At 65.3% G+C, this 18,189-nt stretch carries 17 protein-coding genes; 7 read left to right on the top strand and 10 right to left on the bottom strand.

From position 1 onward, the window contains the following. Positions 1–40 precede the first annotated feature (40 nt). Together ACZ9CK_RS14100 and ACZ9CK_RS14095 are read right to left on the bottom strand one after the other, a co-directional pair. On the bottom strand, positions 41–1,108 hold the full coding sequence (locus ACZ9CK_RS14100; protein ID WP_476050246.1) for an LCP family protein: 1,068 nt from the start codon (positions 1,106–1,108) through the stop codon (positions 41–43). A 78-nt stretch (positions 1,109–1,186) separates the two neighbouring features. Next, positions 1,187–2,821: an alkaline phosphatase D family protein gene (locus tag ACZ9CK_RS14095; protein ID WP_476050245.1), complete on the bottom strand. Its 1,635-nt coding sequence runs from the start codon at positions 2,819–2,821 to the stop codon at positions 1,187–1,189. A 154-nt stretch (positions 2,822–2,975) separates the two neighbouring features. Here ACZ9CK_RS14095 and paaA point away from each other — a divergent pair, with 154 nt between their 5' ends. The 6 genes from paaA to ACZ9CK_RS14065 are packed head-to-tail and all read left to right on the top strand — an operon-like array spanning position 2,976 to position 7,872. Then, positions 2,976–3,971: a 1,2-phenylacetyl-CoA epoxidase subunit PaaA gene (paaA, locus tag ACZ9CK_RS14090; protein WP_476050244.1), complete on the top strand. Its 996-nt coding sequence runs from the start codon at positions 2,976–2,978 to the stop codon at positions 3,969–3,971. Further along, complete coding sequence (gene paaB, locus ACZ9CK_RS14085; protein WP_426299478.1) at positions 3,968–4,279, top strand: 1,2-phenylacetyl-CoA epoxidase subunit PaaB; 312 nt, start codon at positions 3,968–3,970, stop codon at positions 4,277–4,279. The genes paaA and paaB overlap by 4 nt, the downstream gene beginning before the upstream one ends. Next, positions 4,276–5,211, top strand: coding sequence for a 1,2-phenylacetyl-CoA epoxidase subunit PaaC (gene paaC / locus ACZ9CK_RS14080; RefSeq protein WP_476050243.1), 936 nt, complete (start codon positions 4,276–4,278; stop codon positions 5,209–5,211). Before paaB ends, paaC begins: the two co-directional genes overlap by 4 nt. Then, positions 5,208–5,828, top strand: a complete 621-nt coding sequence (gene paaD, locus ACZ9CK_RS14075; protein ID WP_476050242.1) for a 1,2-phenylacetyl-CoA epoxidase subunit PaaD — start codon at positions 5,208–5,210, stop codon at positions 5,826–5,828. The genes paaC and paaD overlap by 4 nt, the downstream gene beginning before the upstream one ends. Before the next feature lie 9 nt (positions 5,829–5,837). Further along, on the top strand, positions 5,838–7,043 hold the full coding sequence (paaE, locus tag ACZ9CK_RS14070) for a 1,2-phenylacetyl-CoA epoxidase subunit PaaE (protein WP_426299472.1): 1,206 nt from the start codon (positions 5,838–5,840) through the stop codon (positions 7,041–7,043). A gap of 49 nt (positions 7,044–7,092) precedes the next feature. Next, entirely contained in the window at positions 7,093–7,872 is a 780-nt protein-coding gene (locus tag ACZ9CK_RS14065; protein ID WP_476050241.1) for an enoyl-CoA hydratase/isomerase family protein, read from the top strand. A 25-nt stretch (positions 7,873–7,897) separates the two neighbouring features. Here ACZ9CK_RS14065 and ACZ9CK_RS14060 read toward each other — a convergent pair whose 3' ends face one another. The 6 genes from ACZ9CK_RS14060 to ACZ9CK_RS14035 form a co-directional block, all read right to left on the bottom strand. Next, a complete protein-coding gene (locus ACZ9CK_RS14060) occupies positions 7,898–8,455 on the bottom strand; it encodes a hypothetical protein (RefSeq protein ID WP_426299468.1) in 558 nt (185 codons plus the stop codon). Between the two features lie 327 nt (positions 8,456–8,782). After that, positions 8,783–9,934 carry an ROK family protein gene (locus ACZ9CK_RS14055; protein WP_476050240.1) on the bottom strand — a complete coding sequence of 384 codons (1,152 nt, stop codon included), beginning with the start codon at positions 9,932–9,934 and terminating at the stop codon, positions 8,783–8,785. 194 nt (positions 9,935–10,128) lie between these two features. Further along, positions 10,129–11,055, bottom strand: coding sequence for an ABC transporter substrate-binding protein (locus ACZ9CK_RS14050; RefSeq protein WP_426299464.1), 927 nt, complete (start codon positions 11,053–11,055; stop codon positions 10,129–10,131). Between the two features lie 325 nt (positions 11,056–11,380). Next, positions 11,381–12,736: an aspartate aminotransferase family protein gene (locus ACZ9CK_RS14045; protein WP_476050239.1), complete on the bottom strand. Its 1,356-nt coding sequence runs from the start codon at positions 12,734–12,736 to the stop codon at positions 11,381–11,383. Positions 12,737–12,746: 10 nt separating this feature from the next. Then, positions 12,747–13,832, bottom strand: coding sequence for a phosphotransferase (locus ACZ9CK_RS14040; protein ID WP_476050238.1), 1,086 nt, complete (start codon positions 13,830–13,832; stop codon positions 12,747–12,749). 128 nt (positions 13,833–13,960) lie between these two features. Beyond that, positions 13,961–14,632: an HAD-IA family hydrolase gene (locus ACZ9CK_RS14035; RefSeq protein WP_476050237.1), complete on the bottom strand. Its 672-nt coding sequence runs from the start codon at positions 14,630–14,632 to the stop codon at positions 13,961–13,963. Positions 14,633–14,951: 319 nt separating this feature from the next. Between ACZ9CK_RS14035 and ACZ9CK_RS14030 the strand changes: the two genes are divergently transcribed. Then, positions 14,952–15,755, top strand: coding sequence for an alpha/beta fold hydrolase (locus tag ACZ9CK_RS14030; protein ID WP_426299456.1), 804 nt, complete (start codon positions 14,952–14,954; stop codon positions 15,753–15,755). On the opposite strand, the gene ACZ9CK_RS14025 is transcribed toward ACZ9CK_RS14030, so the two are convergent. Together ACZ9CK_RS14025 and rfbB are read right to left on the bottom strand one after the other, a co-directional pair. Then, positions 15,738–17,159 carry a sugar nucleotide-binding protein gene (locus ACZ9CK_RS14025; RefSeq protein WP_426303500.1) on the bottom strand — a complete coding sequence of 474 codons (1,422 nt, stop codon included), beginning with the start codon at positions 17,157–17,159 and terminating at the stop codon, positions 15,738–15,740. The genes ACZ9CK_RS14030 and ACZ9CK_RS14025 overlap by 18 nt on opposite strands. Beyond that, positions 17,150–18,181 (bottom strand): dTDP-glucose 4,6-dehydratase, encoded by a 1,032-nt coding sequence (rfbB, locus tag ACZ9CK_RS14020; protein ID WP_426299454.1) that lies wholly within the window; start codon positions 18,179–18,181, stop codon positions 17,150–17,152. The genes ACZ9CK_RS14025 and rfbB overlap by 10 nt, the downstream gene beginning before the upstream one ends. Positions 18,182–18,189 lie beyond the last annotated feature (8 nt).

Below are 18,189 nucleotides of genomic sequence, written 5' to 3'. Positions count from 1 at the left end.
CGCGCGCAAAACGGCGGGCGTTCGCTACCGGGGGAGTTGACTACCTGGGGAGCTGGCCCATACGGTCCTTGGCCAGCGCGTCCGCGACCTGGGCGATGCCGTTGTAGTCGGGCACGACGATCGACTGACCGTCCGCCGAGGTGCCGGTTCCCGCCGTCGGGAGGGTCATGAAGGACGCCGTCCGCGGGTCGATGCCGCGCAGCGCATAGGCCAGGCCTGCGAGCTTCATGACGTCGAGTCCGTTGTCGAGGATGAGCTTGGGGGCCACCTTCGTGATGAAGGCCAGGGTCTTCCCGGCATCCTTGAGGATCCCCGAGTTCCGAAGCTTGGCCATCACCGCTCGGATGAACTCCTGCTGGTTCCGAACCCGCTGGTAGTCGCCGTCCGGGAAGGCGTGGCGCTCACGGACGAATTCCAGGGCGGCTTGGCCGTTCAGGTGGTTGACGCCCTTGGTGAAGTGGTGCTGGGTGTCGACCGCGGCGGTGAAGTCTGCGGGAGAGTTCACATCGATGCCGCCCAGCCCGTCCACGATGTCCCGGAAGGTATTGAAGTCCACCATCACGGAGTACGTGATCTTCGTTTGTAGCAGGCCCCCGATGGTTTTCTCCACCAAGGCGGGGCCGCCGAACTGCAGGCTCGCGTTGATCTTCGAACCGCCGTAGCCGGGGATGTCCACCCAGAGGTCACGCATGATCGAGATGCCGTAGACCTTCTTCCGGTCGGCCGGAATGTGCATCAGCATCATCATGTCGGAGCGCTGGTCCACCTGCCCGCCGGTGGCGGCCGCCTGCTTGGCGGCTTCCTTGGCGTTGCCGCGGATGTCGCTGCCGATCACCAGGACATTTACCGGTCCGGAAGGCAGGCCTGGCAATGCCAGCGGCGGCGTGGGTCGGTCCGCCTTGAGCAGGGACCCGGGCGGCACGGTGATGCCGGGCTCCGATCCCTGGCTCGACGACGGCGCAGCGGCGGGCGCCGCGGGCCGGTTGATGCTCACGAGGATGCCCGCGGCCACCGTGCCGAGCACCAGCACCGCCGCAAGCGCGGTGACGATTGCCCTGCGACCGTGCAGGAGGCTTTTCAGGAATTCGGCGCTGAGCCATTTCTCCATGTCCGGAAACTATCACCGGCAGGGCGCAAAGCAAGCGTGTCGCAGGATGCAATTCGGCAACGAAGCCCGCCCAAGCACTCAGCGCTGCGGCGTCAGGGTCTTCCGGAACAGCACCGCGCCGTTGGCGTTGCGCAGGCTCACGTTGAAGATGTCGTCAGCGCCGAGCTCCACGTGCCCGAAGTACTGGTTCTCGCCGTCGCGCGGTGATTCCCCGGCGAAGCGGCCGGCCCTGGAGAAGACCACCTCCGGGCCGAAGGTGCCGTCCATCGCGTTGGGGCCGAAGGAGCCGGCGTTGATGGGCCCGGCGACGAACTCCCAGAAGGGGTCGAAGTCGGTGAAGGCGGCCCGCTCGGGGGAGTAGTGGTGCGCGGCGCAGTAGTGCACGTCCGCCGTCAGCCAAACGGTGTTCTTCACGCCGTGGCGCTTGAAGGCGCTGAGCACTCCGGCGATTTCCAGTTCCCGTCCCAGGGGCGCGCCGTCTTCGCGGTTTGACAGGCTTTCCTGGTTCACGGGGCCGTCCGGCACGATGATGCCCAGCGGGAGGTCGGCCGCGATCACCTTCCATGTGGCCGTGGAATTCCGGACTTCGCGGATCAGCCAGTCCACCTGCTCCTGGCCCAGGATGTTGGTGGCGTAGGGCTCCTTCCCGTCCGTGTTGGGGGACTTGAAAGTGCGCATGTCCAGGCAGAAGACGTCCAGCTGCGGGCCGCGGGAGATCTTCCGGTAGATCCGCGCAGGCTGGTAGCTGCCGCCGTCGAACGTACCGGGACGCCAGAGTGCCGCACTGTCAGCGATCGGCATGTTCTCCTGCCACGCCTGCCGGCCGCGTGCGGCGAGGACATTGACGTTCCGCTCGGTGTACCGGGCGTCGTCGATGATCTGGCCGGGGTACCAGTTGTTGTGGGTTTCGTGGTCGTCCCACTGTGCGATCACCGGGACCTCGGCGAACATGGCCCGCATGCCCGCATCCATCGAGTTGTACCGGTGGCGGCCGCGGAATTCCTTGAGGGTCTCAGCCACCTTGGAGACTTCCTCGGTGACGATGTTGCGCCAAAGCTGCCCGTCCTTTTCGGTGACGGTGGCGGCGATGGGGCCGTCCGCGTAGATGGTGTCGCCCGAATGGATGAAGAAGTCCGGGCGGGTTTGGTGCATGGCCTGGTAGCCGCGCATCCCGCCGATGTCCTCGTTGATGCCCCAGCCCTGGCCGGCGGTGTCGCCGGTCCAGACGAAGCTTTGCGGAGCCGACGACGGCGCGCTGCCGCCTGCTGCCGGTGCCGTGCGGAAGGTGCCCTGTTGGGTCTCGCTGATGACGCCGCCGTCGTCCTCGAAGCCGAGGGTGTACGCGAACCGGGTGCCGGCTGGCAGGCGGTCCGCGTGGATCTTTGCGGTGAAGTCGCTGGCCTCGGTGGCCCAGGGACCGCGCAGCACCCGGCTGAAGGCGTGGCGGCCGCGCAGGATGTTGCCGGCGTCGTCCACGGCGCGCAGGGTGGCGGCGATCCGGCCCTGCCCGGAGGCACGGGACCAGAGCACGGCCGAGGACGAGGTGACGTCCCCGCTGGCGATGCCGCTGGGCAGGGTGAGGCGCTTGCGCAACAAGGGGATGCCCGCCGGGGCGGCCTGTGCGGGCGCGGTGCCTGCGGCCGCAGTGCCGCCGGAAACGGCCAGGGCGGCGATGGAGCTCTTGAGGAGGGAACGGCGCGGGAAATCACTCATGCTGCCACTGTGGCCGCTGCGGGTGAACGCACGGTGAGTCCGGGGTTAAAGGTTCCGGACCGGCCTGGCCCGGCCCGATCGAGGGGAGTGCTTGACGCCGCTCGCCGCTTCCGCATATTCTGAACGAACGGTCGGTAAATATATAGGAGCAACCATGGCATCGCAGAACCTGCAGTCTGTGCCCGCTGAGCTGTCCCCCGAAGAACAGGAACGGGAACGCGCGGGCCAGGCGTACTTTGACCGGATCATCGCGGAAGATTCGCGCATCGAGCCGCGGGACTGGATGCCGGAGGCCTACCGCAGGACGCTGCTGCGCCAGGTTTCCCAGCATGCGCATTCGGAAATCATCGGCATGCAGCCCGAGGCGAACTGGATCACCCGTGCTCCCAGCCTGAAGCGCAAGGCCATTCTCATGGCAAAGGTGCAGGATGAAGCGGGCCACGGCCTCTACCTCTACTCGGCCGCGGAAACCCTGGGCCAGTCCCGCGACAAGATGATGCAGGACCTCATCGACGGAAAGGCCCGCTACTCCTCGATCTTCAACTACCCGGCGGTGTCCTGGGCGGACATGGGCGCGATCGGCTGGCTCGTGGACGGCGCCGCCATCTGCAACCAGGTGCCTCTCTGCCGGGCCTCCTACGGACCCTACGGACGCGCAATGGTGCGCATCTGCAAGGAAGAGTCCTTCCACCAGCGCCAGGGCTTCGAGATCCTGCTGGAACTGTCCAACAGCACCCCCGCCCAGAAGCAGATGGCCCAGGACGCCGTGAACCGCTGGTATGCACCGGCGCTCATGATGTTCGGCCCGCCGGACGACGATTCCCCCAACTCCAAGCAGTCCATGGCCTGGAACATCAAGCGCTTCAGCAACGACGAGCTCCGCAGCCGCTTCGTCGGCATGATGGTCGAACAGGTCAGGGTCCTCGGCCTGACGCTGCCGGACCCGGAGATCCGCTTCAACGAAGAGACGAAGAAGTGGGAACACGGTCCGCTGGACTGGAACGAATTCAAGGACGTCCTGGCTGGCAAGGGCCCCTGCAATGCGCAGCGCATGGAACGCCGCCGCCAGGCACACGAAGACGGTGCCTGGGTCCGCGAAGCCGCCGCAGCCTACGCCGCCAAGCAAGCAGAGAAGGAACACGCAGCATGACAACGCCAACCGAGTCCCACTCCACGGAAACCCCCTGGCCCCTCTGGGAAGTGTTCGTCCGCTCCAGCCGCGGCCTCTCCCACGTGCACGCCGGTTCTCTGCACGCGCCGGACGCCGTCATGGCCCTGCGCAACGCCCGCGACCTCTACACCCGCCGCAATGAAGGCGTGTCCATCTGGGTGGTGCCGGCCGATGCGATTTCCTCCAGCGATCCGGATTCGAAGGGTTCCTTCTTCGAGTCCCCGCAGGGCAAGGACTACCGCCATGCCACGTACTACACCAAGAGCGAAGGCGTGAAGCACCTGTGACTGAAAACAACACCGACTTCGCGATCGAAGGCCACGGCGACATTTCCGTGGGCGTCAGCGGAGCAGGCGCCTCCGGCGACGGTTCGGCAAGCGCCACCCGCATCACCCCCGGCAACGCCCTGCGACCGGAGGACATCGCCCTCGAGGTGCGCCGCGGGACAGCCAAGCCCGGGGAAGACGTTGCCGACTACGCCCTGCGCCTGGGCGACGACGCCTTGGTCCTGGCCCAGTGCCTTGGCCACTGGATCTCCCGCGCCCCCGAGCTCGAAGAAGACATCGCCCTGGGCAACATCGCCCTGGACCAGCTGGGCCACGCCCGTTCCTTCCTGACCTACGCGGGCGCGTACTGGGGCAAGAGCGAGGACGAGCTGGCCTACTTCCGCCGCGAACCCGAGTTCCGCTCGGCACACCTCTTCGAACAGCCCAACGGGGATTTCGCCGTGACCATCGCGCGGCAGTTCATCGTGAGCTACTACCAATTCGAGCTCTACAAGCGGCTGCTGGACTCCAGTGATGCGACGATTGCCGCTATTTCGGCCAAGGCGCTCAAGGAAGTGGACTACCACCGCGACCACAGCGCCCAGTGGGTGCTGCGCCTGGCCGGCGGCACCGAGGAATCCCGGCGCCGCATCATCCAGGGCTTCAAGTTGCTGTGGCCCTATGTGGACGAGCTCTTCGAAGACGACGAGCTGACGGCACGGCTGGCCGAAACCGGCGCCGGCGTCCAGCCCTCCAGCCTGCGCGAAGACTTCGACCGCCTCACCGGCGAGGTGCTCGCCGAGGCCGAGCTGAGCGGGGACGGCGGCCTGGACCTGGACCGCATCCCGCAGTCCCTGGGCGGAGGCCGGCGCGGCAAGCACTCCGAACACCTCGGCTACGTGCTGGCCGAAATGCAGGTGCTCGCCCGCGAACATCCCGGAGCAAGCTGGTGACCAGCGTGGAAACCGCACTGAGCCCCGCCGAGCAGCGCAGCCCCGCGGAGCAGGAAGCCTGGGCGCTCGCCGCTACGGTCTGCGACCCCGAGATCCCGGTGCTCACCATCGAGGACCTCGGGATCCTCCGCGCGGTGCGCGTGCTGGAAGGCGCCTCCGACGGCGGTGCCCCGGACGGCGGCGCCCCGGACGGCGGTGCCTCCGACGGCGGTGCCCCGGACGGCGGCGCCGGGTGGCCCGCCGTCGAACTCACCATCACGCCCACCTACTCGGGCTGCCCGGCGATGGACGCGATCAGGGACGACCTCAAGTCCGCGTTCGCCAAAGCCGGCTACGGCGAGGTCCGCGTGAACCTGGTGCTGGCACCGGCCTGGACCACCGACTGGATGACCGAATCCGGCAAGGCGAAGCTGCGGGAGTACGGCATCGCCCCGCCGTCGGGCAATTCCCGGGCAGGCGGCCACTCCGGTCCCGTCCGGCTGAGCCTGGCAGTGAAATGCCCGCAGTGCTCTTCGCTGAACACCAAGGAACTGACCCGTTTCGGCTCCACCTCCTGCAAGGCGCTGTACGTCTGCCAGGACTGCAAGGAACCGTTCGACTACTTCAAAGTCCTTTAAGGAAGCCAGATGACCACCGAAACCCCCACGGCCAGCCGCCGTCGTGCGTCCTTCCACAGCCTCGCCGTCTCCGAGGTGCGGCGCCTGACCGAGGACGCCATCGAAGTCACCTTCGCCGTTCCGGCGGAACTGGCGGGACAGTACGACTACCTCCCCGGCCAGTACGTGGCCCTGCGGACCACGCTCCCGGACGAATCCGGCGAACCGCATGAGGTCCGCCGAAGCTACTCGATCTGCGCAGAGCCGCGCAGCTTCGAAGACGGCAGCAGCGAAATCCGGGTGGCCATCAAGAAGGACCTCGGCGGCATTTTCTCCACGTGGGCCAACGCCGAGCTTGAGGCGGGGGACACCCTGGACGTGATGAGCCCGCAGGGCGCGTTCATCTCCCGCCACGGCAAGGACGGCGCGGCGGTCCAGTACAACGTCATGAACTCGATGAACAACCCGGAGGAATTGGCGGGGGAGCCGGGCTCCTTCGTGGCCATTGCCGCCGGATCCGGCATCACCCCGGTGATCGCGATCGCGCGCACCCTGTTGGCCGCCAACCCGGACACCCGATTCGACCTCATCTATGCCAACAAAGCCGCCATGGACGTCATGTTCCTTGAGGAACTGGCGGATCTGAAGGACAAGTACCCGTCCCGGCTGGCCTTGCACCATGTGCTCTCCCGTGAGCAGCGGATCGCGCCGCTCATGACCGGCCGGATCGACTCGGAGAAGCTGCAGGCCCTGCTGTCCTCCGCCATCCACGCCGAGGACATCGACGAATGGTTCCTCTGCGGGCCCTTCGAACTGGTCCAGCTGTGCCGCGACACGCTGGCTGCCCGCGGGGTTGCGCCCGAACATGTCCGTTTCGAGCTGTTCACCACCGGCCGCCCGGACCGTCCGGAAGGCAACGCGGGGCGGCCCGTCGTCGAGGACGACTCGCAGGACACCTTCAAGATCACCTTCAAGCTGGACGGACTCACCGGCGACGTCGCCAGCCCCACCCACGCCCGCGAATCCATCCTCAATGCTGCGCTGCGCGTCCGCCCCGACGTGCCGTTCGCCTGTGCCGGCGGAGTCTGCGGCACCTGCCGCGCCAAGCTGGTCAGCGGCACCGTCACCATGGACGAAAACTACGCGCTGGAGCAGGATGAGCTGGACAAGGGCTACGTGCTCACCTGCCAGTCCCACCCCACCAGCGAAAACGTCACGGTCGACTTCGACGTCTAGCTCCACCGACAGCCCACTGACAGCCCCACCGACAGCCAAGGAACCCAGCATGATTGAGCTCTCCATCGCCGGCGGGATCGCCGAAATCGTCCTGAACGCGCCCCAGAAGCTGAACTCCCTCAACGAAGAGGCGCTCGCCGAACTGGACAGGGCGTACGACGACGCCGCTGCCGCCGCCGGCCGTGGGGAGGTGCGGGCGCTGCTCCTGCGGGGAGAGGGCCGCGCCTTCTGCGCCGGCCGGGACATCGCCGGCGTGACCCCGGAGGACGACGACGCCCAGGCCTACCTGGGCGGCCTGGTGGAGCCCCTCCTGAAGAAGATGGCGGCCTTCCCGGCGCCGACCTTCGCGGCGGCTCACGGGGCCTGCCTCGGCGTCGGGCTCGGGCTGCTGCTGGCCACGGACGTGGTGTACGTGGCGGAGAACGCCAAGTTCGGCTCGCCCTTCGCCAAGCTGGGCGCCACACTGGATTCCGGCGGGCACTGGTACTTCACCGAGCGACTGGGCATGCACCGCACCCTGGACCTGATCTACACCGCGGAGCTCATGAGCGGCAGCGAAGCCGTGGCGCAGGGCCTGTTCAGCCGGGCGATGCCGGACGATTCGCTTCTTTCCGCGACCCGGGCCATCGTGGAGCGGGTAGCCACCGGAGCCACCGGAGCCTTCAACGCCAGCAAGGAACTCGTGGCGCACATCCGCGACCGGCGACTGGGGCTCTGGGCTTCCATGGCGGAGGAGAACACCGAGCAGGCCCGGCTGTGCAAGAGCGAGGACTACGCGGAAGGCTTCCGCGCCTTCCAGGAGAAGCGGGCCCCGGCCTTCAAGGGCTGAGGCCCGCGCCTCAGGATTGTGCCGTTCAGCAGCTAAGGGCTACTGGACTGCTCAGACCGTTCGGGTCGGACTTCGAGCAGCTGAAGATCACTGTTCCTACGGGCTGCTCAATCACCAGGGAAATCGACGTCACCGTCAAGACCGGGTTCACACCGGTCCAGTTGCTGTTCGGGCATCCGGCCTGGGTCGCTGTCACCGTACCCGGGGCCGACAATACTGCCGGATTGGTGTTCAGCGTCAGGTTCCCGTTCTTGATGGCGTCGCTGTCAATCAGCGTGGGTGCCACGGCGGGGCCGATCAGGACCTTGTTCTGTCCCGGTGCGACGTTTCCGCCCTGGTTCTTGCACTGATAGACGGCGAAGCCGGACACACTAACCGTGGCGAGAAGGTCGTCGTTTCCGAGCCCAGCTAGGACGGCCCTACAGGTGGTGGTGGCTGTGGATCCGCTGATACTCACGGTACAGACGGGTTCGCCGCCCTTTTTGAAGTGCGGGCTGGCAGCCTGGGCTGCCGACACCCCGGCCGTGAAAACGAGCAGGAATGCTGCACACAGCATGATGATTTGCTTGAGGATCTTGTTCATGACTGGCCTTTTGGAGTCAATATCTTGCCACGCAAACGTGGCACTCCGTCGGACAGCAACTGGCGGTGTCGTTGTCCGACATCAGTCCGCTGTCCCCCAGTAACATGGGCAAAACATGGCGCGCAATCCGAGGACTTTGCGCCTTCAAAGCGGCATCGGCGGTCCCGACGCATTTGGGCGTGCGATGCCGGTTCAAGGCTACGCCGCACTTGGTGGGATCAAAAGACGGTAATACTGGAAAAGGTCTTGAGCCGGCGTGGCCCAGCAAAAAAAGCTGACGTGCCGGGCGGCACTGTCTTACCGACGATCTGTCCGCCGGCTCACCTGCTACAGGCTTTGGCCCTCGCTACGGGCCTCGAGCATCGATTCACGGAGCCGGGACTGGGCCAGGGCCAGTCCGGCCTGCGCCGCTCCCCGGGCCACCGATAGTCCGATCACTTGGGGCACGACCCTGATCTCCGGGACGGTGGGAAGGCTTTGTGCCAGTCGCCTGCGCGCCTCGGGAAGGACTTCGTCCACGAGCGGACTCAGGCGACCCACAAAATAGACGGACTCCGGGTCCAGCGTAACGGCAACGGCACCGACGGCGGTCACGATCGCCGTCGTAAATGCCTCCGCCACTTCCGCACGGGACGCCGTTTCCTGCGGCTGTGACCACAGGGCTTCGATGCCTTCCAGGTCCAATCCCCGTCCTTGGGCGAATTGGAGGAGGCCCGTTGTGCTCAACAGTCCGTCGAGGGTCTCGTTGCCAACGCCGGAGAAGAGAACACCACCCAGATCACCGAAGGCAGGGCTCCGCCCTTTGGCGATCTCATGATCAGTACAACCAGCGAAGCTCAGCACCGTACTGAGCATGAACAAAGCAGCATTTCCTATGCTTGCATCATCCTTCAGGATCCCCCGTAAGGATGCGTTGGCATCGCTCTCAACGGTCACGGGAGCCTTCAACCGTTCTTCAATGGCACTCTGGAGACGTGAAGCCAGGAAAATCGTCCTTGATTCTGGTGTCCCGGACCAGTTGGTGCCATTCGGGACACGGCCGGGCAAAGCAGCGACGATTTGGCGCAATGGTCCCTCTGCGGAATCACTGGTCTCCACTATCAAGTCCACCAGCCACTCGGCAGTGGTTCCAACATCGCCCCCCTCGAAGCTGGGAACAATGATGTGACTAACCTCGCGACCTCTCAGGTCAGTTACGAGGACGCACGTGGTTCGCGTCCCGAAGGAGATACCGACAATGTGCCCCGCCGTGCCGGGGACATCCAGAAACGTGGAGGGTCGGCCACGGCGCACAACGGCATCGACTCCCTGCTCAACGAGGAAACCGTCAAAAAGAAGCTCATCCACCTTCCGGGACACCGTTGCCTGACTTAAACGTGTCAATTCGATCAGCCTGCTGCGCGTCAAGGGCGCCTCTGAAAGGACCGCATCAAGGACAGACGCCTTGGTGTAGTCACGTGCCGTGGGGATGCTGCTCATAGCACTACCTTAATGAGAGTCCAGACCTAAACCGGGACGTGTGGGGTTGCCCGGCATTCGTTGATGGGGTTAATGGTTTTCTTTCGTTGCGCGTTCATCGGTAATCGCTGGTTCCGCCAACGGCCAGTACGCCCGGCAGGGCAACAAACTGCCGGGCGTACGGCTCAATGTGGGCGTCGGCGCGCCAAGTGGTCCTAGCGGATGGTGGCGTCGGTGATGGCTGATTCGCCCAGGCCCCAGTACTCCAGGGATTCCTTGTATTCGGGGCTGTCGAGGACGGACTGGATGGCCTTCTGCAGTGCCGGCGTCAGAGGCGATCCCTTCTTCAGCCCCATGGCGACGTTGGTGTTGGTGCGGGTGTCGATCCTCGGCGTCAGGACGGTGAAGTGGCCGGGCTGCTGCGCCTGCGCCCAGGCCAAGCCGCTGGCGTCGTAGAAAACACCGTCGACCCGCTTGGAGTCCAACTGGGTCAGGGCCTCCTGGACGTTGGGCAGCGTTACCGCGTTGATGGCCGGCTTGCCTTGGGAAGTGCAGGTCCACTCCGAAACGTTCGGCAAGTGCTTCAGTTGCTGGGTGGAGCCCTTGGTGACGGCGATGTTCTTGCCGCACAGGGAGTCGTTGCTCAGGTTCTGCGGGTTGCCGTCGGGTACTGCCACGGCCGAGCCGCCCTTGAGGTAGTTGATCATGTCCAAGACTTTGAGCCGCTCTTCCGTGGCGGACATGGTGGTGGCGGTGAAGTCGTAGCGGCCGCCGTCGATGCCGGGGATGATCGTGTCGAACGCCGTGTTTACGAATTTCAGCTTCAATCCCAGCTTTTTGGCAACCAGGCGGGCGAGGTCCGGATTCACGCCGATCGGCGTCACGTTATCCTCGGCGAGGAACGTCATCGGCGGGGAGCTCAGATCCATCGCTACGGTTAGTTCACCCTTGGCCTTGTAGGATCCGGGCAGCAGCGCCACCGCGGCCGGATCCGCTTGGACACCCTCCGAGATGTCACGGGTGTTCTGCGTCTTGGGGATTTCCGTCTGCTGGCCGCCAGTTACCGCGCCGCCACAGGCCGTCACGGCCAGCAGGACAGCAAGCCCCGCAGCGGCAGCATGGATCTTGGTGATGCTCTTCATGGGTGTTCCCTTCAATTGGTCACCGCCGAGTAATTCATTGGGGAGGTCGGCTGGTTCAGTACATGGGGATTTGTAGCCTTGGGCCCACTGGGCGAGCGATACTGGCCTCTCGAGCTTGAGTTCGACCCTGTGTGTCGGGCGTCTCACTGATTAATTTTCATCATGAATGTAAATGGTGGCATTGTCAACAATTTTCTGGGATTTCCTGCTGCGAGACCTTGGAACTCAGCCTCGATATAGCCCAAGGGCCCGGGCGCGGTGCGATACCGTGCCCAGGCCCTTGCGGTGCGGAATGTCGACGTAGGGTGCAGATGCTTGTGTCGAGTTAGCGCAGTTCTTGGAATACGCGGTCCATGGCCTCGATGAGACGGTCGGCGTCGGTCATTGAGAATGGCAGCGGCGGGCGGAGTTTCAGGACGTTGCCCTGGGCTCCGCAGGCAGAGATCAGGATCCGCTCTTCGCGGAGCCTGTTCACGATCAAGCTGGCGAGGTTCCCGTCCGGGGTCAAGCTGGAGCGGTCGGTGACGAGGTCGACTCCGATGAAAAGGCCGCTACCGCGGATCTCAGCGACCTGGTCCAGGTCCTGGGTGATCCGTCGAAGTTCGCTTTGGATCTTCGAACCTACCTTGAGGGAATTTTCCATGAGGGATTCCTCGCGGATCACATCCAGAACGGCCTGTGCTGCGGCGATGGCAACCGTGTTCCCGCCGAAGGTGTTGAAATAGCGGATGTTCTTCCCGAATTCCACGAGCAGTTCGGGCTTGAACACCGCCGCGGAGATGGGGATGCCGTTGCCCATGGGCTTGCCCATGGTGACAATGTCCGGAACGATTCCGTGGCGCTGGAAGCCCCACCATTCCTCGCCGGTCCGGCCGAAGCCGGGCTGGACTTCATCAGCGATGTATAGGCCGCCTGCGGCTTGGATTTCCTCAACAATCGGGCGGAGGAAGCCGGCCGGGCCGTCGAAGACGCCGTCGGAGGAGAAGATGCTGTCGGCAATGAAGGCCGCTACTCCGACGCCGTGGCGGTGCAGGTCGGCGATTGCCGCACGCACCTGGTCCCGCAGGTGTTCCGCGAGTGGCTTTCCATCCGAGGAGTAGCGCAGGGCGTCAGGCGCGTCGATGACCCGCACGTTGGCGCCCAGCGGCACACCGACCCCCAGGGACGGCGAGAACGATGCGACTTCTGCCGTCAACCCGTGATACGCGCCGGAGGTGACGATGATGCCCTGGTTTCCCGTTACGTACTTTGCCACCCGCATGGCAAGATCGTTGGCTTCGGAGCCGCTGCAGGTGAACATGACGTGCCCAAGCTCCGAGGGAAACGTGGAGAGCAACTGTTCGGAGTAGTCGAGAATCGATTCCTGCACATAGCGGGTGTTGGTGTTCAGGGTCTGCATCTGCTGGTGGACAGCGGCGACGACGCGCGGGTGGCAATGACCAACCGAGGGGACGTTGTTGTAAACGTCCAGGTATTCGTTTCCGTCTGAGTCAAACAGGGTAACGCCCTTGGCGCGCACTACTTCCACCGGGGTGTTGTAGAACAGCCGGTAGCCAGGTCCGAGACTCGTGTCCCGGCGCCGGATGCTTTTCTGCATCTGCTCAGGGAGCTCGCTGAGCCGGTTGGGATCAAAGCCATTGACCATGGGCATGGACGGTCTACGGATTTGGGAAGTTTCCATCGTTGGCTCCTTAAAGCTTGGATTCGGGATTGAAAGGCAGTTTCGGTGCGGGGGCCGCGGCCGTGGCTGCGAGCCGGTCCCAGTCCGGCTTGGAGTGGGAAAGGAGATAATCGCGTCTTTCGGGGAGCTGGCTTGCCCGCCACTGCGTTATCAGGGCGCGCAGCAGGAGGCGGGCGGGCGCGGCCGCTGTCAGGGCCGCGAGCTCCCGAACAGGCAGGGGGCGAACCTTCTGGTAGCCCGCCACCACATTGAGGGCACGCTCCCAGGGGCTGTCCGGATCTGTTCCCAGGAGGTTGGCCATGGTGACGCTGATGTCGAAGATCAGGGGAGTCCGCACCGCGTCCCCGAAGTCGATGATCCCGGTCACGTAGTTCGGGGCGTCGGGATCGACCACAAGGTTGAACGGGCTGAAGTCCCCGTGCACCACCTGGGACGTGAGACTGCCAAGAAGCGGAACCACTTGCTCGTCGAAGCGGTCGCAGATGTCCTCCGCCAGGGAGCGTTTGGAACTTTCGTCCACGTGGTCAAGCAGCGGCCGCATACGGTGGAAATGCTTCAGGTCCCATAGAAGCATGCGGTCTGCGCGTGGGTGATCGAAGTCCTGCATCGCCAGGCCAAGGCGGGCGATGCTTGAGCCCACCAGTTGAAGCTGCCCCGCCGATGCTGACTGATTGGCCAGCAGGCTTCCCGGCATGAAGCGCATCACGCGAAGCACCCGGTCGTAGGGTCCGTGCGGACTGGGGATGTGGACTTCGGGTTTCCCGTCAACGCTGCTCACGAGGCGCTGGACCGGAAGCTCGGGTGCGGTCCGTTCCAGATGCTGCATGCACGCGGTCTGAAGGTGGACGATCATGGGATCCTCATCCGGCGGGGACACCTTGACCAGGTAGGTGGCCGCACCATCCCGGAGCCTGAACGTGTCATCCTTCTCGGTGGGAATCCGAACCAGCTTCCCCGTCAAGCCATAGAACTCCTCAAGCAGATCCAGGAGTGTTAGGTCCGGCATGTGTGAATGCCCGCCCAGCAAGCCGCTCTCTGCTGCGACGGCGTCGATGAAGGCGGAATCGCTGGTCGCGGGGTTGGGGGTAATGCTCATGTCACCCTTTCAAAGGGAGTTAGGAAAGCCCGCTTGGCCTGGTCTGCTTGCGGAACAAGTGGGTGTCCCCGCCCACGGCTCGCGGCCATGTTCGCGTGCCGTGGGCGGGGAGTCTCAGGAAGCCGGCCTTAGAGACCCAGGTGCTTGTTGATCTCGTCCAGGGACTTGACGACGTTGTAGTCGTAGCCCGGGCCGATGGGGTCGTAGCCACGGTCCAGTACCCAGAGGTTCCGGAAGCCCATGTCGTGCATCGGGTGCATGTCGTAGCGGGTGTGCGAGGCGATGTGCAGGAAGTCCTCCGGCTTGGCGTTCAAGGTGTCGAGCATGTACTCGAAGGCCTCGTAGCGCGGCTTGTAGGCCTGGGCCTGCTCGGCGGTCAGCACGGCGTGGAAGTCGGCGCCGAGCTTGGGGATGCTGATTTCCAGGAAGCTGTCGTCGGCGTTGGACAGGGCCACCAGTTTGAAGTTGTCGCCCATGAGCTTCAGCGGAGCCGGCACGTCGTCGTGGGCGCCAAAGCTGCGTACAGCGTCGGCGAATTCTGCGCCCGCACCCGGGGTCGGCCCAATGCCGAAGTACTTGCAGACGCGGTCGAACGAGCTCTGGAGGATCTCCTCGTACGGCGCGTAATCAAGGACCGCGTCGAAGCGGTAACCGCGGAACACCTTCTTGAACGCAGGCCACTGCTCTTCAGGCAGGCGGCCATCCAGCAGCCGGCGGGTAGTGGCATCCGTGTCCCAGTTGATCAGGGTGCCGTAGATATCGAAAGAGATGTACTTCGGCCGGAGATTATTCGGAGCCATGATTAGTCCCTTCAAGGATTGTGCTAGGAGATTGGGCCTTGGGGTTGTCAGCCGTCTGTCGGTGAGCTGCGGCTGAACGTTTTTGATTCTCTATGAATCTAAATGCCCAACTGTCAATTGTCAACAATTTTCTTTGCTTGTTCCCAGGAGTCCCAGGTCACTTCCCTCATCGACTCCATCACCGCTGCCGGCTGCACCTATTGGTCTCGGTTCCACCCGTCACGCCCATCCCTAAATCAAGGAACCATGCTCAATTTAACGCTCATAGGAGCATCGCCGCCGCAATGACTTCCGCTTCGGGCACCGGTACTCTGGCGCTGTGGAAACCGAGGTCCGCAGGGTGGCCCTCCGTACGGGCGTCACGTTGCCCACGCTGCTGGCGGGGCCGCGCGGCGGTGTGCCGTTGCTGCTCTTGCACCCCTGGGGTGAGTCCCGCCGGACCTTCGACCGCCTGCTGCCGCTCCTGCCGCCGTCGACCGCTGTTATTGCGCCGGACCTGCGGGGCCAGGGAGCCGCGGACAAGCCCGACGGCGGGTACTCGCTCGCGCAGATGACGGACGACGTGGCCGCCCTCCTTGAGGCCCTCGGCGTCGCCACGGCATGCGTGCTGGGCTCCTCCAGCGGCGGCTACCTGGCCCAACAGCTGGCCGTTGACCATCCGGAGCTGGTGGCTTCGCTGATCCTCGTGGGCGCGCCCCTCAGCCTCCGCAGCCGGCCGGCCGTCGCGGCTGACGTCGAGCGGCTGAGTGATCCCGTGGACGAGCTATGGGTGCGGGATTCGCTGTCCTGGTTCCGACTGCTGCACGCCGTGCCCGCGTGGTACATCGAGGACCGGGTGCGGGACGGTGTGGCGATGCCCGCCCGGGCCTGGAAGGGAATCCTGGACGGCCTGTGCCAGGCTGTCCCGCCTACGGAACAAGGCCTCATCACGGCGCCAACTCTCATCCTCTGGGGCGTCCACGACTCCCTCCTGCCGCGGCGGCAGCAGGAAACCCTCGCTGCCCGGATTCCCGGCGCCCATCTGGTGATCTACGAAAGCACCGGGCACCTGGTGCTGTGGGAATGCCCCGAACGTGTGGCCGCAGACGTGGTGGAGTTCCTCGGATCAATCAGCCAAGCGTGAAACGTACTCCTTGAGCCGCCCGGCAGCCGGCGGCGGGAAGAAGCCGGTGGCCTCGATCCTGCCGAGGTCAAGCATGCTGTTCGAGGGGCGCGGGGCAGCCTGCTTGTCCTTGAAGTATTGGGCGCTCGACACCCCGGTGACGTCGCTGCGGGGCCGGCCGCAAAGTTCGAAGACATCCGCGGCGATCTCCGCCCAGCTCTGCGCGGGTCCGCTGTTGGAGAGGTTGTAGCTGCCGTAGGGAGCCTTCGAGTCCAGCAGGTGCCTGATCCCGGCGGCAAGGTCCTGCGCGAAGGTGAGCCTTCCGGTCTGGTCGTTCACCACGGATGGCTTCATGCCGCGCGCCGCGAGGGAGGCCATGGTGCGGACGAAGTTCCTGCCTTCGCCCACGACCCAGCTGCTGCGCACTATGTAATGCCGCGGCACGACGCCGACCGCGGCCTCGCCGGCGGCCTTGGACTGCCCATACACCCCGAGCGGTGACCACGGTGCCGTCTCGTCATGGAGCGAAGAACCGCCGTCGAAGACGTAATCGCTGGAAACGTGCACCAGGGCCAGCCGGTGCTCGACGGCGGTGCGCGCCAGCCGCACCACGGCGGCGGCGTTGATCTTCCAGGCGGCGCGCCTGCCCTCTGCTGTTTCGGCGTCGTCGACGGCGGTGAACGCGGCGGCGTTGATGACCGTTTCGTAGTCGCTCCAGTTACGCGAGCCGAAGGCCTCCGGGGAAGCGAGGTCGAAGCTGTCCCGCCCGGCGAACTCGACGGCGGCCTCGCCGTCGTACACCGCCCGCAGCGCCCTGCCCAACTGGCCGTCCGCCCCGAGCACCAGGGTCCGCCGCGGCGGCACCGGCACCACCCCGGCCAGCCGTGGATGCCCGCGGTCCTTCTCCGAGACCTCGGCGCGGTGCGGTCCGGCGCTGTCCAGCGGGAGCGGCCACGGCACGGCCACGGTTTCATCGGCGAGGTTCAGAAGCGTGTATTCGGCCTCGGGCGACCAGTGCTCGTTGACCAGGTAGGAGTACACGGTGTTGTCTTCCAGGGTCTGGAAGGCGTTGCCCACGCCGCGGGGCACGAACACCGCCGTGGCCGGGTCCAGCTCCGCGGTGAACAGCCGGCCGAATCCCTGCCCTTCGCGAAGGTCCACCCACGCCCCGAAGGCCCGGCCCGCCACGACGGAGATGAACTTGTCCCACGGCTCGGCGTGGATGCCGCGCGTGGTGCCCGCCGTGGCGTTGAAGGAGACGTTGTTCTGGACCGGCCCGAAGTCTGGCAGCCCCAGCGCGGTCATGGCCCGGCGTTGCCAGTTCTCCTTGAACCAGCCGCGGTTGTCGCCGTGCACGGGCAAATCCACAAGCAGCAGACCGGGGATCGGTGTCTCCCGGACCGCCAGTTGCGGGCTCACAGGGATTCCTGTGCGCCGTGTGCCTGGAGGCGCCTTGCCTGCTCAAGGTAGCGGGCCTCGGCCGCCTCCTTCTGCGGCCGCCACCAGTCCTGGTTGTCGCGGTACCAAGCGATCGTGGCGTCCAGTCCGGCGGCGAAGTCGGAGTACGACGGCGTCCAGCCCAGTTCCGCGCGCAGCTTCCCGGAATCGATGGCGTAGCGCAGGTCGTGGCCGGGCCGGTCGGGCACGTGGTCGTAAGCGCCCGGGTCCTCGCCCATGCGCTCGAGCAGCAGTTCCACCACGTCCTTGTTGGACCGTTCGCCGTCGGCGCCCACCAGGTAGGTTTCGCCGATCCTCCCGTTCTCCAGGATGGCCAGCACCGCGGAGGAGTGGTCGTCCACATGGATCCAGTCCCGCACGTTCCGGCCCGCGCCGTAGAGCTTTGGCCGCACACCGTCCAGGACGTTGGTGATCTGGCGGGGAATGAACTTCTCCACGTGTTGGTACGGCCCGTAGTTGTTGGAGCAATTGCTGATCGTGGCGCGGAGCCCGAAGGAACGCACCCATGCCCGGACCAGGAGGTCGGAGGCGGCCTTGGTGGAGGAGTACGGGCTGGACGGGTTGTACGGGGTGGTCTCGGTGAACCGCTCCGGATCGCCCAGCGGGAGGTCTCCGTAGACCTCGTCGGTGGAGATGTGGTGGAAGCGGGTCCCGTGCCGGCGCGCGGCTTCGATCAGGGTGTAGGTGCCCGTCACGTTGGTGTCCAGGAACGGCCGCGGCTCGTGGAGCGAGTTGTCGTTATGGGTTTCGGCGGCGAAATGGACCACGGCGTCAACCGCAGCCATGAGCCCGTCCACCAGGCCGGCGTCGGCGATGTCCCCATGCACGAAACGGAACCGCTCCGGCGGCAGCCCCGCGAGCGATTCCAGATGCCCCGCGTACGTCAGGGCATCCAGGACCGTGATCTCGTAATCCGTGTGGGCCACGGCGTAACGGACAAAGTTGGACCCGATGAATCCGGCCCCGCCCGTAACGAGGATCTTCTCCATGGATCCAT

Source organism: Arthrobacter sp. TE26545 (assembly GCF_056279005.1).
The sequence above is the reverse complement of the archived record's forward strand: the minus strand, read 5'-3'. Positions and strand labels throughout refer to the sequence as shown.

Coding starts and splice junctions, on each gene's coding strand:
- ACZ9CK_RS14100 (WP_476050246.1), bottom strand. CDS start 1,108: ATGGAGAAATGGCTCAGCGCCGAATTCCTGAAAAGCCTCCTGCACGGT.
- ACZ9CK_RS14095 (WP_476050245.1), bottom strand. CDS start 2,821: ATGAGTGATTTCCCGCGCCGTTCCCTCCTCAAGAGCTCCATCGCCGCC.
- paaA (WP_476050244.1), top strand. CDS start 2,976: ATGGCATCGCAGAACCTGCAGTCTGTGCCCGCTGAGCTGTCCCCCGAA.
- paaB (WP_426299478.1), top strand. CDS start 3,968: ATGACAACGCCAACCGAGTCCCACTCCACGGAAACCCCCTGGCCCCTC.
- paaE (WP_426299472.1), top strand. CDS start 5,838: ATGACCACCGAAACCCCCACGGCCAGCCGCCGTCGTGCGTCCTTCCAC.
- ACZ9CK_RS14065 (WP_476050241.1), top strand. CDS start 7,093: ATGATTGAGCTCTCCATCGCCGGCGGGATCGCCGAAATCGTCCTGAAC.
- ACZ9CK_RS14060 (WP_426299468.1), bottom strand. CDS start 8,455: ATGAACAAGATCCTCAAGCAAATCATCATGCTGTGTGCAGCATTCCTG.
- ACZ9CK_RS14055 (WP_476050240.1), bottom strand. CDS start 9,934: ATGAGCAGCATCCCCACGGCACGTGACTACACCAAGGCGTCTGTCCTT.
- ACZ9CK_RS14050 (WP_426299464.1), bottom strand. CDS start 11,055: ATGAAGAGCATCACCAAGATCCATGCTGCCGCTGCGGGGCTTGCTGTC.
- ACZ9CK_RS14045 (WP_476050239.1), bottom strand. CDS start 12,736: ATGGAAACTTCCCAAATCCGTAGACCGTCCATGCCCATGGTCAATGGC.
- ACZ9CK_RS14040 (WP_476050238.1), bottom strand. CDS start 13,832: ATGAGCATTACCCCCAACCCCGCGACCAGCGATTCCGCCTTCATCGAC.
- ACZ9CK_RS14035 (WP_476050237.1), bottom strand. CDS start 14,632: ATGGCTCCGAATAATCTCCGGCCGAAGTACATCTCTTTCGATATCTAC.
- rfbB (WP_426299454.1), bottom strand. CDS start 18,181: ATGGAGAAGATCCTCGTTACGGGCGGGGCCGGATTCATCGGGTCCAAC.